17 protein-coding genes are annotated in these 15,481 nt (G+C 62.2%); 15 read left to right on the forward strand and 2 right to left on the reverse strand.

All coding sequences use genetic code 11. The features are described from left to right. The first annotated feature begins 47 nt into the window (after positions 1–47). The 8 genes from TRM7557_RS15975 (at position 48) to TRM7557_RS16010 (ending at position 7,415) form a co-directional block, all read left to right on the forward strand. Positions 48–1,580 (forward strand): acyl-CoA carboxylase subunit beta, encoded by a 1,533-nt coding sequence (locus TRM7557_RS15975; protein ID WP_058291226.1) that lies wholly within the window; start codon positions 48–50, stop codon positions 1,578–1,580. A gap of 73 nt (positions 1,581–1,653) precedes the next feature. Continuing rightward, positions 1,654–2,043, forward strand: coding sequence for a hypothetical protein (locus TRM7557_RS15980; RefSeq protein WP_058291227.1), 390 nt, complete (start codon positions 1,654–1,656; stop codon positions 2,041–2,043). A 313-nt stretch (positions 2,044–2,356) separates the two neighbouring features. Then, entirely contained in the window at positions 2,357–2,863 is a 507-nt protein-coding gene (locus tag TRM7557_RS15990; RefSeq protein ID WP_235811498.1) for a DUF6497 family protein, read from the forward strand. Positions 2,864–3,110: 247 nt separating this feature from the next. After that, positions 3,111–3,251, forward strand: coding sequence for a hypothetical protein (locus TRM7557_RS20105; protein WP_165592474.1), 141 nt, complete (start codon positions 3,111–3,113; stop codon positions 3,249–3,251). A 69-nt stretch (positions 3,252–3,320) separates the two neighbouring features. Further along, positions 3,321–3,707 (forward strand): hypothetical protein, encoded by a 387-nt coding sequence (locus TRM7557_RS15995; RefSeq protein ID WP_058291229.1) that lies wholly within the window; start codon positions 3,321–3,323, stop codon positions 3,705–3,707. 461 nt (positions 3,708–4,168) lie between these two features. Further along, positions 4,169–4,381 carry a hypothetical protein gene (locus tag TRM7557_RS16000; protein WP_058291230.1) on the forward strand — a complete coding sequence of 71 codons (213 nt, stop codon included), beginning with the start codon at positions 4,169–4,171 and terminating at the stop codon, positions 4,379–4,381. Between the two features lie 161 nt (positions 4,382–4,542). Continuing rightward, positions 4,543–6,573 (forward strand): acetyl-CoA carboxylase biotin carboxylase subunit, encoded by a 2,031-nt coding sequence (locus tag TRM7557_RS16005; protein WP_058291231.1) that lies wholly within the window; start codon positions 4,543–4,545, stop codon positions 6,571–6,573. Between the two features lie 302 nt (positions 6,574–6,875). Next, entirely contained in the window at positions 6,876–7,415 is a 540-nt protein-coding gene (locus TRM7557_RS16010) for a hypothetical protein (RefSeq protein ID WP_235811499.1), read from the forward strand. Between the two features lie 31 nt (positions 7,416–7,446). Here the strand turns inward: TRM7557_RS16010 and TRM7557_RS16015 are convergent, their stop codons facing one another. Further along, a complete protein-coding gene (locus TRM7557_RS16015; RefSeq protein ID WP_082626649.1) occupies positions 7,447–7,893 on the reverse strand; it encodes a DUF4174 domain-containing protein in 447 nt (148 codons plus the stop codon). Between the two features lie 225 nt (positions 7,894–8,118). Between TRM7557_RS16015 and TRM7557_RS16020 the strand changes: the two genes are divergently transcribed. From TRM7557_RS16020 to TRM7557_RS16040, 5 genes are all read left to right on the forward strand, one after another. Then, positions 8,119–9,054, forward strand: a complete 936-nt coding sequence (locus TRM7557_RS16020) for a hypothetical protein (RefSeq protein ID WP_058291233.1) — start codon at positions 8,119–8,121, stop codon at positions 9,052–9,054. Then, positions 9,017–11,146, forward strand: a complete 2,130-nt coding sequence (scpA, locus tag TRM7557_RS16025) for a methylmalonyl-CoA mutase (protein ID WP_058291234.1) — start codon at positions 9,017–9,019, stop codon at positions 11,144–11,146. Before TRM7557_RS16020 ends, scpA begins: the two co-directional genes overlap by 38 nt. A 130-nt stretch (positions 11,147–11,276) precedes the next feature. After that, positions 11,277–11,882: a VOC family protein gene (locus tag TRM7557_RS16030; RefSeq protein WP_058291235.1), complete on the forward strand. Its 606-nt coding sequence runs from the start codon at positions 11,277–11,279 to the stop codon at positions 11,880–11,882. A 121-nt stretch (positions 11,883–12,003) separates the two neighbouring features. After that, positions 12,004–12,696, forward strand: coding sequence for a molecular chaperone DjiA (locus TRM7557_RS16035; RefSeq protein WP_058291236.1), 693 nt, complete (start codon positions 12,004–12,006; stop codon positions 12,694–12,696). 15 nt (positions 12,697–12,711) lie between these two features. Next, entirely contained in the window at positions 12,712–13,713 is a 1,002-nt protein-coding gene (locus tag TRM7557_RS16040) for an endonuclease/exonuclease/phosphatase family protein (protein WP_058291237.1), read from the forward strand. 36 nt (positions 13,714–13,749) lie between these two features. Here the strand turns inward: TRM7557_RS16040 and TRM7557_RS16045 are convergent, their stop codons facing one another. After that, positions 13,750–14,688, reverse strand: a complete 939-nt coding sequence (locus TRM7557_RS16045; protein WP_058291238.1) for a LysR substrate-binding domain-containing protein — start codon at positions 14,686–14,688, stop codon at positions 13,750–13,752. Between the two features lie 103 nt (positions 14,689–14,791). Between TRM7557_RS16045 and TRM7557_RS16050 the strand changes: the two genes are divergently transcribed. Continuing rightward, positions 14,792–15,022, forward strand: coding sequence for a DUF1127 domain-containing protein (locus TRM7557_RS16050; RefSeq protein WP_058291239.1), 231 nt, complete (start codon positions 14,792–14,794; stop codon positions 15,020–15,022). Positions 15,023–15,064: 42 nt separating this feature from the next. After that, a complete protein-coding gene (locus TRM7557_RS16055) occupies positions 15,065–15,472 on the forward strand; it encodes a hypothetical protein (RefSeq protein ID WP_058291240.1) in 408 nt (135 codons plus the stop codon). Positions 15,473–15,481: the final 9 nt, after the last annotated feature.

Here is a 15,481-nt window from a genome sequence, read left to right on the forward strand (position 1 = left end):
GGGCGCGCACATCAGGCGGGCTGAACGACAACGAAAGGGCACAGGCCATGAAGGACATTCTTTCCGAACTTCAGGACCGCCGCGAAAATGCGCGGCTTGGGGGCGGGCAACGCCGCATTGATGCGCAGCACGCCCGTGGCAAACTGACCGCACGCGAGCGGATCGAGCTGTTGATGGATGAAGACAGCTTTGAAGAGTTCGACATGTTTGTGTCCCATCGCTGCACCGACTTTGGCATGGAAGACAACAAGCCCGCAGGCGACGGTGTGATCACCGGCTGGGGCACCATCAATGGCCGCCAGGTCTATGTGTTCTCTCAGGATTTCACCGTTCTGGGCGGCTCTGTGTCGGCAACTCATGCGATGAAGATCTGTAAGATCATGGATATGGCAATCCAGAATGGTGCGCCGGTCATTGGTCTGAACGATTCAGGCGGCGCACGTATTCAGGAAGGCGTCGATGCGCTTGCGGGCTACGCGGAGATCTTCCAGCGTAACATTATGGCCTCGGGTGTGATCCCGCAGATCTCTGTCATTATGGGGCCCTGTGCCGGTGGTGCGGTCTATTCGCCTGCGATGACCGACTTCATCTTTATGGTCAAAGACAGCTCTTACATGTTTGTGACCGGCCCCGATGTGGTGAAAACCGTCACCAACGAGGTGGTGACGGCCGAAGAACTGGGTGGGGCGAGCACCCACACCAAGAAATCTTCGGTCGCCGATGGCGCGTTTGAAAACGATGTTGAGGCCCTGGCCGAGGTCCGCCGTCTGGTTGACTTCCTGCCCTTGAACAACCGCGAAAAGCCGCCCGTGCGCCCCTTCTTTGATGCGCCTGACCGGGTCGAGACCAGCCTTGATACGCTGATCCCCGACAACCCGAACACGCCGTATGACATGAAGGAACTGATCCTGAAGACGGCGGATGAGGGCGATTTCTACGAAATCCAGGAAGATTTCGCCAAGAATATGATCACCGGCTTTATCCGGCTCGAGGGGCAGACCGTCGGTGTTGTCGCCAACCAGCCGATGGTGCTGGCGGGCTGTCTGGACATCGACAGCTCCCGCAAGGCGGCGCGGTTTGTGCGTTTCTGCGACTGTTTTGAAATCCCGATCCTGACCTTTGTGGATGTGCCGGGCTTCCTGCCGGGCACGGCGCAGGAATATGGCGGCGTCATCAAACACGGCGCAAAGCTGCTTTTCGCCTACGGTGAAGCCACCGTGCCCAAGGTCACGGTCATCACCCGCAAGGCCTATGGTGGGGCTTATGATGTGATGGCCTCCAAACACCTGCGTGGTGATTTCAACTATGCCTGGCCCACGGCGGAAATCGCGGTGATGGGCGCCAAAGGCGCGACCGAGATCATCCACCGCGCCGATCTGGGCGATGCCGACAAGATCGCGGCGCACACGGCGGACTATGAGGACCGCTTTGCCAACCCCTTCGTGGCAGCCGAGCGCGGCTTTATCGACGAGGTGATCCAGCCCCGCTCCACCCGCCGCCGCGTCGCCCGGGCTTTTGCGTCCCTGCGCAATAAGAAGCTCGAGAACCCGTGGAAAAAGCACGACAATATCCCGCTTTAATAGCGGGGCGAGGGCATGGGCCCTCGCGCCTCTAACGGCTTGAGCCCGGCAAAAGAACACGCACGAGACAAAAATGGCGAACTCCAATTGGCATATCCAACGGACGCCGGGGCAGGTGATCTTGTCGCGGCAGTTGCCCGCGCGCTTTGATGTGCAGGCGGCGACCACGCTGCGCCTTCAGGCGGGGCAGGGGCTCAGCCTGTCGCGTCTGGCGCATCAGGTGCGGCAGGATATGTGGCGTGCAGTGCAGCGGGTGCGGGGGTTCTCTCCGGTGGTGCAGGTCACCCTGTCCGAAGCGGGCGCAGAGATCATTGCAGGGGGCCGCGCGCCTTCTCCGATCGCGCCGGGGCTGGCTGGACGCATTCAATCGGTCCTGGAGGATCCCCAGAAACAGATGCGCTGGATGCGACATTCTTTCCGTAAGGACAGCCTGGAAGCGCCCGCGCATGGGGTGGAAAAATGAAGATTTTTTCGCAAGCACAAGGTGAAACACCCATGGGTTGTGCCGATTTTTGGCCGTTTGCTCAATTTGGGATCGACTGGCGCGAGCTCGCGGGGGCGCTTCTCTCTAAGGTGGTGAATCCTAACAATTTCACAACAAGGTTTGACAGGGAGGCCGAATCGGGGTTTTGTTCGGTTTACGCCAGATGAGTTTAGCGCGCGCACACCATAGCGCTGCGCCCGCAGCCCCGGCAGGAGGAGCTCGTTTCTGGATCCCCAGTGCTTTCCCGGAAGGGAATGTTCTGGAATCCGAACGAGGCTGGGGCTGCGGCACTTTGGCCGCCCAATCCATTTCCGAACCATCCCCCGAACCTTCCCCCGAACCTTCCGACGTCGATTTTGCCGCATTGCGTATGATGCGTCGGGTCAATCTGGCCGTTGGGGCGGTGGCATTGATCTGGTGTGCAGCGGGCGTGGCCCGGGCCGAGGCGCCGCTGATCGCTTTGCCCTCGGGCAACGCGGTCACCCTGCACGAGGTGCTGCTAGATCCAACCCCGACTTTGGGCACGGAAACGGCCCCCTGGGCGCGCTTCCGCTTTGTTGCGCCAGACCTGCGCCGCGATGGTCACGGCCAGACCCACGCCGAGGCGGCGGCGGATATGGACCACCTGTGCCGCGCGCTGGTGCGCCCCTATCTGGACCTCCACCAGCTGAGCCCCAGCCGCGTGGTGATCTCGCTTGCGGACCAGCCCGTGCCCTTTGGGCAGGCGGCGCCGGAGGTCAGCCAGTTCTTTGAAAGTTACCGCCTGGTCGATGGCGCCTGCGTCTGGGAGGGCTACTGATGGGCTTTTCCTGGCTCTGGAGCCGTAAATCCTCCGCCAAGAGCGCAGAATTCTGCCAACCACCCATGTGCTTGGGCGGTTTTGAATATTCACCGGCGCCAAAGGGCGTTATGGTTGCTGCGGGTCCCCTCGATGGGGCTCCGTGGGTCCGGTCCGGTTCCGCCTGCAAAACTCAGCCTCGGCTGGGTGCGCAGCCGTGTCTGAATCAGCCCTGCGCAGGTTTCATTAATGGATACAGGAGACAGTCATGTCCAAGAGCCTCAAGCTCCTCACCCTCGCCGGTCTCGTTGCCGCGGCCGCTGCATGTGCGCCCAAGCAAGAAGAAGTCATCATCGTCGAGCCCGAGCCGATTTCGACCGAGCCGACCTACACCGGCAAATACAAGTAAGAACACAAGGGGTTCGGCCCTGCGGCCGGCCCCCGCCGTCCTGCGGGGTTCCGAACCGAGGATCCCCCCATGCTGAAACACCGTGGTTTCCCCGGCCGTCTTTCCGGCACCGATTTCCAATTCGTCATCCGTCGCGCCAATCCCAAAGGTGCAACCCCGCTGACCCGCCGCGAACGCTACCGCGATCGCCGCGCGCCTGATAAGCGCGCCGATGCCGCCTTTATGAAGGCGCTGTGGGATCATTTCGGCGAAGACCCCTTTGAGCGCGGCAATCTTGATGCCGGTCGCCTCAGCTGGCTCTTTGGTCGCGAGGTCGTGGCCGTTGACGATCCCTTTGACCCCAAAAGCTACGACTCCCTCCTGCGCATTGACGCAGAGGTCGCCGAACGCTCCTTCCCCGAGGTCTTCAATGGCCCCGAGGCAGAGGCCGACGATGACTGGGATGATTGGGACTGAATGAACAGGGCGCCGGCATATCACGTCCCCCGTTTCGGCGCGGTTGGTCCTTGTTCCGCCGTTGCTAAAGCCGGGATTGAGCCAGATTTGGCCGGTTTTCGCTTTCGTAAAACAACCGTGTTTTGCACGAAAGCAGCTTTTGCTACCCTGAGTAGGCCAGCACGGTGTGGGGGTTTCCCCCCACTGTTGTTCCGGCCCCTTCGCCTGAATGGGCAGGTTTGCGGTGTCCTTTGTGACGCAACTTGCAACCTGCCCCTTTTTTCACGTGCTCCTTCAATCCATTGTGAAGGGCAGGGGCCTTTGCGCCGGTCCTCGAAATGCGCGGCTTCCCGCTTGGGTCGACGCGCATTCCGGCGACCTGTCGCTCAGCCGCAGCCTTCCGTGCAGTGGCAATTGCAGACGTGCCAAAAGGATGCTGTCCATGGCGCGAGTTTTGCAATCGCTTCAGAAGGAACGCAAAAATGGGCACATTCCCAATCAAATCCGCAGCTCTCATCCTTGCAGCCTGTGCGGGCCTTTCGGCCTGCGGCGACAATCCGGGTGAACAGGCGCTTTATGGCGCCGGTGCGGGTGCAGCAGGGGCAGCCGTTCTGGACGGCAACCTCATCACAGGTGCCGCCGTCGGCGCCGCTGCAAACCTCCTTTACTGTCAGGAAAACCCACGCCAGTGCTAAGGCACGGCTGACCGCCCATCGCGGCGGGTCTGTTTCCTGTCAGTCCGGTTCCGCCGCGCGCGCGCAGCGGGCCACCCGAGATCATGAAAACACCGCCGTGGGGACGCCCCCCGCGCGCGGTGTTTTTGTTGCCAGAACGACTTACAGACAAGGGACGAGACATGTTTGACAAGATCCTGATCGCCAACCGCGGAGAGATCGCCTGCCGGGTTATGAAAACGGCAAAGAAGATGGGCATCCAGACGGTTGCCATCTATTCCGACGCCGACCGTCAGGCGCTGCATGTGCAGATGGCAGACGAGGCCGTCCACATTGGCCCGCCGCCGGCCAACCAGTCCTATATTGTCATCGACAAGGTGATGGAGGCGATCAAGTCGTCCGGCGCACAGGCGGTGCATCCGGGCTATGGGTTCCTGTCGGAAAACGCCAAATTCGCCGAGGCGCTCGAGGCCGAGGGCGTTGCTTTTGTTGGCCCCCCGAAAGGCGCGATCGAGGCGATGGGGGATAAAATCACCTCCAAGAAAATCGCGCAGGAAGCAGGTGTCAGCACCGTTCCCGGCTATATGGGCCTGATTGAGGACGCCGAAGAGGCGGTGAAGATCTCCAATAAGGTCGGCTACCCGGTGATGATCAAAGCCTCCGCCGGTGGCGGCGGCAAGGGCATGCGGATCGCCTGGAACGATGACGAAGCCCGCGAAGGCTTCCAGTCGTCGAAAAACGAGGCTGCGAATTCGTTCGGTGATGACCGGATCTTTATTGAAAAGTTCGTCACCCAACCGCGCCACATCGAAATTCAGGTGCTGTGTGATGCCCATGGCAATGGCGTCTACTTGGGCGAACGCGAATGTTCGATCCAGCGCCGCAACCAGAAGGTCGTGGAAGAAGCGCCGTCGCCGTTCTTGGATGAAGAAACCCGCAAGGCCATGGGCGAACAATCCGTCGCACTCGCCAAGGCGGTGGGCTATGCCTCCGCGGGTACGGTGGAATTCATCGTGGACGGCGACAAGAATTTCTACTTCCTTGAAATGAACACCCGCCTGCAGGTGGAGCACCCGGTGACGGAACTCATCACCGGCGTCGACCTTGTGGAGCAGATGATCCGCGTCGCCGCTGGCAAGGAACTGTCGATCACCCAAGACGATGTGACCCTCACCGGCTGGGCGATTGAAAACCGCCTCTATGCCGAAGACCCCTACCGCAACTTCCTGCCGTCGATTGGCCGTCTGACCCGCTACCGTCCGCCCGCAGAGACCGCTGCCTACACCCCCGGCACCGCCGCAGGGGACGCGGGCGATGTGGTCGTGCGCAATGACACCGGCGTCTATGAAGGCGGTGAGATTTCAATGTATTACGACCCGATGATCGCCAAGCTCTGCACCTGGGCGCCGACCCGCGAGAAGGCGATCGAGGCGATGCGCGTGGCGCTTGATAGTTTTGAGGTCGAAGGCATTGGTCACAACCTGCCGTTCCTGTCGGCGGTGATGGATCACCCGAAATTTGTCTCGGGCGACATGACCACCGCCTTTATTGCCGAAGAATACCCCGAAGGGTTTGAGGGCGTCTCCCTGCCGGAACCAGAGCTGCGCCGGATCGCCGCCTCCTGTGCCGCGATGCACCGCGTTGCGGAAATCCGCCGCACGCAGGTCTCGGGCCGGATGGACAACCACGAACGCCGCGTCGGCAACAACTGGGTGGTGACATTGGGCGGCGAAACCTATGCCCTGCGCATTGCCGCCGACCCCGAAGGCGCCACCGTGCGCTTTGAAGACGGGGCCGAGATCCGCGTGGCCTCGGGCTGGACGCCGGGCGATATGCTGGCCGAGATCGACACCGATGGCGCGCCCTTGGTGCTGAAAGTCGACAAAATCACCCAAGGCTTCCGCATCCGTAACCGCGGTGCAGATCTGAAAGTGAACGTCCGTCGCCCGCGTCAGGCCGAGCTTGCGCAGCTGATGCCGGAAAAACTGCCGCCGGATACCTCCAAAATGCTGCTCTGCCCGATGCCGGGTCTGGTGGTGAAGATCGATGTGGAGGTCGGCCAGGAGGTCCAGGAGGGCCAGGCGCTCTGCACGATCGAGGCGATGAAAATGGAAAACATCCTGCGCGCCGAGAAGAAGGCCGTGGTCTCCAAAGTCAATGCGGGCGCAGGCGACAGCCTTGCCGTTGATGATGTGATCATCGAGTTCGAGTGATCCGAGAGGTCGAGTGATCTGACATGCGCGTCGCGTCCCATATCGCACCCCACCCAGGGTGCCCCCCGCACCGCCCTCTCGGCCGCGCCGCGTGCGCTGTCGGGACTGGGCGCGCGGGCGGTGGACGCGGCGCATTGCAACCCTCTGCTCCGGCCGCAGGCCGGGGCAGGGCGCCAAGCCGCCCGCCTGCGGTGTTAAACCTTTCTGAAACCTCCCCGTCTAACGTGATGCAAACCCGCATTTTGACCCGGTCGCCGCGCCCGCAGACTTGTGTCTGGCGACCCCGGACGGAGAGATTGAACGTGCCGTTTTCCTTCCCCCTGCCGCGCCTGCGCCGCTCTTTGCGCGCAAGCGCTCTTCTGCTGCTTGCAACATCCCTGCTGGCCGCATGCCAATTGGACAAGGAAGAAGACGTCCGCGCCACCCTTGGCGACTGGATGAAGCTGGGGGAAACCTACTACTTCTACGCCGAACTCCACTGTGCTGCGGCGCTGTTTGACGTCAAAGCCAGCCGCATTTCTTCCTCTGTCAGCAAGGTTCGCACCCTCGACAAAGCGCTGCGCGCGCTGGAACGGGAAGATCCCATTGCCTTCCAGATCGCAGGCCTGTCGCCGACCCAGATCACCGAAGGCGTGATGAACGCCGATCTGCCCAAAGGTCTGCGGGTTCTGACCTCGGGCGTCTCGGGCCGCAACTGCATGGCCGAGGAGATGGAGATCGCCTATTACAATGCGCTTCTCGATCCGACCTCGGTGCTGATGATGCATCCGGTCGACAAATTTGTCGCCGTCTATGATCGTCGCAATACGCGCCTGTTTTATCTGCGGGGGCGGGACGGATGATGACCGACCAGCGCCCGCGTCCGTTCGGCCGTTACCCCTCGCGCCGCTCTTCCACTTCGCGCAGCCGCATGGGCATTTTGTCGATGGTGCGGGAAATTTCGCGCACGGACCACGGCAGCGGCTTGCGCAGCTTGACGCCGCCGTCCTTGCCAATCAGCACCATCATAAACCCGCGCGGGCGCAGTTTCTTGCGCAAAGGTGATGTGCGGGCCGGGTCGCTGTCAATCAGCACCACCACATCGCGATCCAGTAGCGCGGCCGGGTCTTCGCGCAGCTTGTCGATCTGTTCCTGGAAGCGCGGATCATTGGGGCTGTCGGCAAAGACAACCACCGGTCGGTGGGTCCATTGGAAGCTTTCCAGCTGCACATCATACCCCGGCAGCACCTCCAGCCGTGGCGCGGCCGGCTCTGCTGCCGTATCTGCGGTCTCTGGCGGCGTGCTGTCCTGTGCCACGGCGGGCAACACCGGTGCCAGCATCAGGCCAAAGGCTACTGCCGCAAAAGGCGCGGCCTGTCTGATTAAAAATCGGGTCATGAACACTCCTCTGCCTGCAAATATATGCGCCAGCCGCGGAAATGCGACACCCGAAGTGACCGGGATGCGGAAAAGACCGGCGAAAATATACGGGAAAGTTAACAGCTTCCTCATGGCTCCTGCGGCAGAATGCGGCTTTCAGATCGTATCCTGCGGGGGGTATCCGCAATGAAAGTCATTCTGCATATTGGCGCACATCGCTGCGCCACAACGTCGTTTCAGGGCTACCTTGGCCGCAAGGAAAGGGAACTGTCGGCCCGTGGCATTGTCTGTGTCGGCCCCAAGCGGATTCGCTCGGGCCTGTTTCATGGCATCCAGCCGGGGCCGATGCCGGTGATTGGCCGCGACCCGCAGAAACGCGCGCGCGGGCGCCTGGCGCTGCATATGCGGTCGCTCAGCGATGTGGGCATGCAGTCGGTGCTGTTCACGGATGCCAGCATGATGGGGCGGCTCGAGGAGAACATCGCCGCAGGCAGCCTCTATGCGGGTATTGGCGAACGTCTGGCGCGCTATGACTGGGCTTTTGACGGGGCGATTTCGGATGTGGTGCTGAACATCCGCAGCCTGGACACCTGGTGGGCCTCTGCGCTGAGCCACAGCCTCACCGTGACCGAACGCTGGCCGGGACACGACCAGCTGGCCAAGATCGCCGAGGCACGCCGCACCTGGCGCGATGTGATCACCGATATCTATTGCGCCATGCCCGGTGCACGGCTGCTGGTCTGCCCGCATGAAGATTTTGCAACCCGCCCCGCCGCACAGCTGAGCGCGGTCACCGGCCAGCCCAGCCCCGCGACCTCGGGCATGTTCCGCCTCAACCCCTCGCTGCGCCTGCCGCATCTGCGCGCCAGCCTGCCTGCGCGCATTGCCTGCCGTCTGCCCGCAGGCAATGGCCGCTGGGGTCCCTTTACTGAAATGCAGGCGGCCAGCCTCCGCGAGGCCTATGCCGACGACATGATGTGGCTGATCGGCGGCGCCGATGGCTATGCCGAACTGCTTGAATCTCCGAATAAAAATAAGGGCCGCGAAACTGCGCCCACACGACATCTGACAAGAGGAACGACCCATGACCCAACCGAAGGACACATGGCGGGCGCTGGCTGAGAAAGAGCTGCGCGGACGCCCGCTTGAGGATCTGACCTGGAAGACGCTGGAAGGCATCGACGTCAAACCTCTGTACACCGCAGAGGACACCGAGGGCCTGCCGCATGTGAACACAACCCCCGGCGTGGCCCCCTTTACCCGTGGTGTGAAAGCGACCATGTACGCAGGCCGCCCCTGGACCATCCGCCAATATGCGGGGTTTTCCACGGCCGAAGAATCCAACGCCTTTTACCGCCGCAATCTGGCCGCGGGTCAGCAGGGGGTCTCGGTCGCCTTCGATCTGGCCACCCACCGCGGCTATGACAGCGACCACGAACGCGTGGTTGGCGATGTCGGCAAGGCGGGCGTGGCCATCGACAGTGTCGAGGATATGAAAATCCTCTTTGACGGCATTCCGCTGGATAAAGTGTCCGTCTCCATGACCATGAACGGCGCGGTGATCCCGATCCTTGCGAATTTCATCGTCGCAGGTGAAGAACAGGGCCATGACCGTGCGCTGCTGTCGGGCACCATTCAGAACGATGTTCTGAAGGAATTTATGGTGCGCAACACCTATATCTACCCGCCCGAACCCTCGATGCGGATCATCTCGGATATTATTGAGTTCACCTCGAACGAGATGCCAAAATTCAACTCCATCTCGATCTCCGGCTACCACATGCAGGAAGCGGGCGCGAACTTGGTGCAGGAGCTTGCCTATACCATCGCGGATGGGCGCGAATACGTGCAGGCCGCAATCGATGCGGGCATGGACGTCGATAAATTCGCAGGCCGGCTGTCTTTCTTCTTTGCCATTGGCATGAATTTCTTCATGGAAATCGCCAAACTGCGCGCCGCACGGACCCTGTGGTTCCGGGTGATGACCGAATTTGGCGCCAAGAACGACCGCTCCAAAATGCTGCGCACCCATTGCCAGACCTCGGGCGTGAGCTTGCAGGAACAGGACCCCTATAACAACGTCATCCGCACCGCTTACGAGGCGATGTCGGCGGTGCTGGGCGGCACCCAGTCCCTGCACACCAATGCGCTGGATGAAGCCATTGCGCTGCCCACCGATTTCTCCGCCCGGATTGCCCGCAACACCCAGCTGGTCTTGCAGGAAGAAACCGGCGTGACCAAGGTCGTCGACCCGCTGGCGGGCTCCTACTATGTCGAAAGCCTCACTGAGGAGCTGATCGAGAAAGCCTGGGCCATCATCCAGGAGGTCGAGCAGATGGGCGGCATGACCAAGGCCGTGGCCTCTGGCATGCCGAAACTGCGGATCGAGGAAACCGCCGCCCGTCGGCAGGCGATGATCGACCGCGGTGAAGAGGTGATTGTTGGCGTCAACAAATACCGCAAGGAAAAAGAAGACCCGATCGACATTCTGGACGTGGACAATGTGGCCGTGCGCGAAAGCCAGATTGCCCGTCTGAAACAGATCCGCGAGACCCGCGATGAGGCCGCCTGTCAGGCTGCACTGGACGAGGTCACCCGCCGCGCCAAAGAAGGCGGCAATCTGCTCGAAGCCGCCGTCGAAGCCGCCCGTGCCCGGGCCTCTGTAGGGGAAATCAGCATGGCAATGGAAAAAGAATTTGGACGTCACCGCGCCGAAGTAAAAACCCTCGCCGGGGTTTATGGCGCTGCCTATGAAGGCGACGAAGGCTTTGCCGCCATTCAGAAATCCATCGAGGACTTCGCCGAAGAAGAGGGGCGCCGCCCGCGTCTTCTGGTGGTGAAAATGGGTCAGGACGGCCATGACCGCGGGGCCAAGGTGATCGCCACGGCCTTTGCTGACATCGGCTTTGATGTCGATGTGGGCCCGCTGTTCCAGACGCCCGCCGAGGCCGCACAGGACGCCATCGACAATGACGTGCATGTGGTGGGGATCTCCTCTCAGGCGGCGGGCCACAAGACCCTCGCGCCGCAGCTGGTGCAGGAGCTGAAAGCCCAAGGGGCCGAGGATATTATTGTCATCTGTGGCGGGGTGATCCCGCAGCAGGATTATGACTTCCTGTATGAAAACGGTGTGAAGGCGATCTTTGGCCCCGGCACCAATATTCCCGAGGCGGCACAGGATATCCTCAAAATCATCCGCGACGCCCGCAGCTAAGGGCGGCAGGATATCGCGGGTTCGGGCGTCGCACTGGCGGCGCCCGTTGCTCTGCCCGCGGCCACGGGCCTTGGCGCTTGCGGCGACGGGGCCTGTGCCGCACGGTTTGAGCCCAAAGGAGAGGGGAAATATGCTTGCACTCGATCACATCGCCGTGGCGGGCACCACGCTGGCGGCGGCGGTCGACCACGTCGAAGCCGCGCTTGGGGTGCCCTTGCAGCCGGGCGGGAAACACGCCCACTTTGCCACCCATAACAGCCTCTTGGGGCTGGCGGAGGGGCTGTACCTGGAGGCGATTGCCACCAACCCGGCGGCCCAGCCGCAACAGCGCCCGCGCTGGTTTGATCTGGACCGTTTCTCCGGGCCTGCGCGGCTGGCCTGCTGGATCTGCCGATCCGAGGATCTGGACACAACACTGGCGCAGATCTCCGCGGATGCGGGCCAGCCGGTGGCGCTGGCACGGGGTGATCTGCGCTGGCAAATGGCGGTGCCTTTGAGCGGCGTTCTGCCGTTTGACAACCGCTTTCCGGCGCTGATGCAGTGGCACGGCGCCCATCCCGCGGCGCGTCTGACCAACCGGGGCTGCGCGTTGCGGCGGCTGATCGTCAGCCACCCAGAGGCCCGCGCCCTGCGGGATCTTCTGCCGCTTCGCGATCCGCGCGTGGCGTTCGAGACCGGTGAAAGCGGTCTGCTGGCCGAAATCGACACGCCGCACGGGCTGCGCATCCTGCGCTGATTTCTGCCGACAGCCGGTCAGACTGCACATGTTTGCCGCAGCCTGCGGGGGGCGGAATTTTATTGTCTCGAAACAAGTTTCTGGCCCTGACACTTGGGGGCAGGGCGGTTAGTCTGAGCCCATGTCACTCTGGACCCGTATTTCCGAGGCGCTTGCCGCCCTGGCCAATGGCCAATCTCTGGCCGAGGTTTTCGACCGCCTGCGCGCGCCGCCGCAGCGCACGGTGGGTTTTGCCATTGCTGTGATTGCGCTGGGGGCCAAAATGGCCAAAGCCGACGGGCAGGTGACCCGCGATGAGGTCACAGCCTTCCGCGAGGTGTTTCAGATCGCCGCTGAGGACGAGGCCGGGGCCGCACGGGTCTTTAACCTCGCCCGCCAAGACGTTGCAGGCTATCAGGACTATGCCCGCCGCATCCAGGCCATGTTCTCGGATGACCCTTCGACCCTTTGCGATCTGATGGAGGGGCTCTTTCACATTGCGCTGGCGGATGGGTTTTATCACCCGGATGAGAACGCCTTTCTTGAGAATGTCGCCCGGATCTTTGGTCAGACCGACCAGCAATTCCGCGCCCTGCGCGCCCGCTTTGTGGCCGATGCGCCCAAGGATCCATACGATATTCTGGGCGTGGACCCCGCCATGCCCATGGACGACATCCGCGCCGCCTTCCGCCAATTGGTGCGCAACAACCACCCCGACGCCATGATCGCCCGTGGTGTGCCGTCTGAGGCGGTGCAGCTGGCCGAAAAACGCATGGCCGACATCAACCGCGCCTGGGAGGAAATCTCCACGGCGCGCACGGTTGAAACAGCTTAAGGGCCGCGAACGTCCATGCGAATTGCCACTTATAATGTGGAGTGGTTTGTCCATCTCTTTGATGACCATGACCGGTTGCTGGACGATGATCAGCCCTCGGGCCGGTACGGGATCAGCCGCGCCGCCCAGCTTGCGGCGGTGACCGACGTGTTCCGCCGTCTGGATGCGGATGCCGTGGTGGTGGTCGAGGCGCCGAATTCCGGTCGCCGCCGTCGCACCGTGCGGGCGCTGGAACATTTTGCCGCCCATGCGGGGATCCGGGCGCGCAATGCCATCATGGGCTTTGCCAATGACACCCAGCAGGAAATTGCCCTGCTCTATGATCCGGCTGTGCTAGGGGCCCGCCATGTCGCCCACAGCAGCTATGACGCGCCACAGTTCGACCAGAGCTTTGCCATTGATCTGGACATTGATGGGCAAACCGATGAGGTGCGGTTTTCCAAACCTCCGATGGAGCTGGCGCTGAAGATCCTCAGGGGGCCGAAGGCAGGTCAGCAGATTGATCTGATCGGCGTGCATCTGAAATCCAAAGCGCCCCATGGGGCCCGCACCCCCGAAGAGGTACAGGTGCGCGCCTTGGCCAATCGCCGCAAGCAGCTGGCACAGGCGATCTGGCTGCGGCGCCGGATCTCCAACCGGCTGGCCGAGGACACATCGCTGATTGTGGCGGGCGACCTCAATGACGGGCCCGGGCTTGATGCCTATGAGGCGCTGTTTGGGCGCTCTTCGGTGGAAATTGTCATGGGCGAGGACCTGTTTGATCCGCATGCACGGGGACGCAGGCGCGCCGGTGGTGCGGATCACGTCACGGCGCGTTTTTACAATTCAGAGACGGATGATTTCTTTGGTGCCTTGCTGGACTACATCCTTGTGTCGCCCGCACTGCGCGGCGCGGCGCAGGGGTGGCAGATCTGGCATCCCTTTGACAACGCAGCCATTTCCACAGAGCCACGCCTGCAGGCCGCACTCCTTGCGGCGTCTGATCATTTCCCAGTGACCCTCGATCTGGATCTTTAGGCACAAAGGGTCATGCAGGCCTGCCCCAAGAGGGGATCAGGCAGGGTCGGGCAGGCTGTTCAAACCGGTCAAACTGGGCACGGGCGGGCGGGGCAGGTTGGCCTGATCCCTGAGCCAGTTCAACAGCGCCTGAACGGGTGGTTTGCTGAGTGAATCTGGCATCACCCCGGCCTGAAACCCGTCTTTCATCGGGAAAAAACCTAAGGGGGCGATCAGCCGGCCCTGAATCAGATCGGTTTCTGCGACCCGGAATTCCGAAATGCTGACGCCCATGCCGGCAGCGGCGGCCTCCAGCGCCAGAATATGGTGCGGATGTTCCTGCTGGTGGTCGGCCGAAACAGGCTGCCCGGTGAGCTTCTCCCAAGCCTGCCACAGGTTCGGCGCGCCTGCATGGGTCAGGCGCAGCGCCACCTTCAGCCCATTGTCCATCCGTTCAAACGGGTAATCGGGCGCGCAGACCGGGGCATAGGTTGCTTCTGCAAGCGCGATCCGCTCCATCATCACGCCGGGGCCCGCGCCAATAAAGGGGCCGCGCAGCCGGTCATAGCTGAGCATCATATCAAAGGGCTCGTTCATGTCCCGATGTGGGCCGCTCATCATCAGGTCGACCTGAATTTCGGGATGACGCGCATAGAAATCGGCCAGTCGGGGCGTCAGCCAACGCGTGGCCAGGGTGGCGCTGATGGCCAGTTTGACCCTGGGGCGGCTCACGTCCAGCCGCAGCGCCTGCCGCAGATTGGCAAGATCCTGCAACATCGGCTCCAGCAGGGTCTGCAGACGGATCCCCCGCGCGGTCAGCTGCAATCCGGTGCCCTTGCGTTGGAACAGATCGCCGCCCAGATCCGCGCTCAGGGACTTCAGCTGCTTGCTGATCGCACTATGGGTGCGCCCCAGCTCCTCCGCCGCAGCGGACACGGACCCAAGCCGGGCGGTGGCTTCAAATGCTGGCAGCGCAGAGAGAGGGGGCAGACGCATCACTTTGTTCCTTTTGCTCACATATAAGCAGAGAAGTTCTCAATTTTTGTGACGCTCTGGCGGCTCTATACACAGGGTGTTCCAGCCCGATAAGGAGCTTATTATGCCCCGTTCCAACAGCCTGCGTGCCCATGCGCGCAGGGGTCGACCCTCTTTGTCTTTTTCGCGTGCATACCGTTCGGTAATTTCCCTATGGGACCAATGCCGCAACCGACGCCACCTGCGCCGCGCCCTGCGCCAGCTGCGATTTGCCCCGGATGAAGCCCTGCGCGATGCCGGCTGGAGCCGCGAGGATCTTCTGCAAGAAATCGCCAAACCCTGCTGGCGCGCCTGAGCAAAGGGTTCCCCCCAAAAGATCCCTTGTTATAGTGGCGCCATGTTGATCCTCAGCCCCCAGCGCGCCCGCCGCGCCCTCTGCCTTAGCGCGGCGTGCCTTGCCCTTGCGACCCCTGTGCAGGCGCAGGACACGCCCCCCGCAGAAGAGGGGCCATCGCTGATGCAGCGCGGGCTGGAGCTGTTCTTTGAAGGCATCGAAGAAGAGCTGTCCCCCGGTTTGCAGCAACTACAAGAGATGGCCGAGACCTTCGGCCCGGCGCTCCAGGAGTTTCTGCTTCAGATGGGGCCGGCGCTTGCCGATATTGCCAGCGAGGTGCAGGACTGGAGCCGCTACGAGCTGCCCGAGATCCTGCCCAATGGCGATATTATCATCCGCCGCAAACCGGATGTGCCCACCCCCGAGGAAGACGAAAAAGAAGACGGGGGCGAGGGCACAATTGACATCTGACCAACCGGT

Origin of the sequence: Tritonibacter multivorans, assembly GCF_001458415.1 — a bacterium.
Lineage (GTDB): Bacteria > Pseudomonadota > Alphaproteobacteria > Rhodobacterales > Rhodobacteraceae > Epibacterium > Epibacterium multivorans.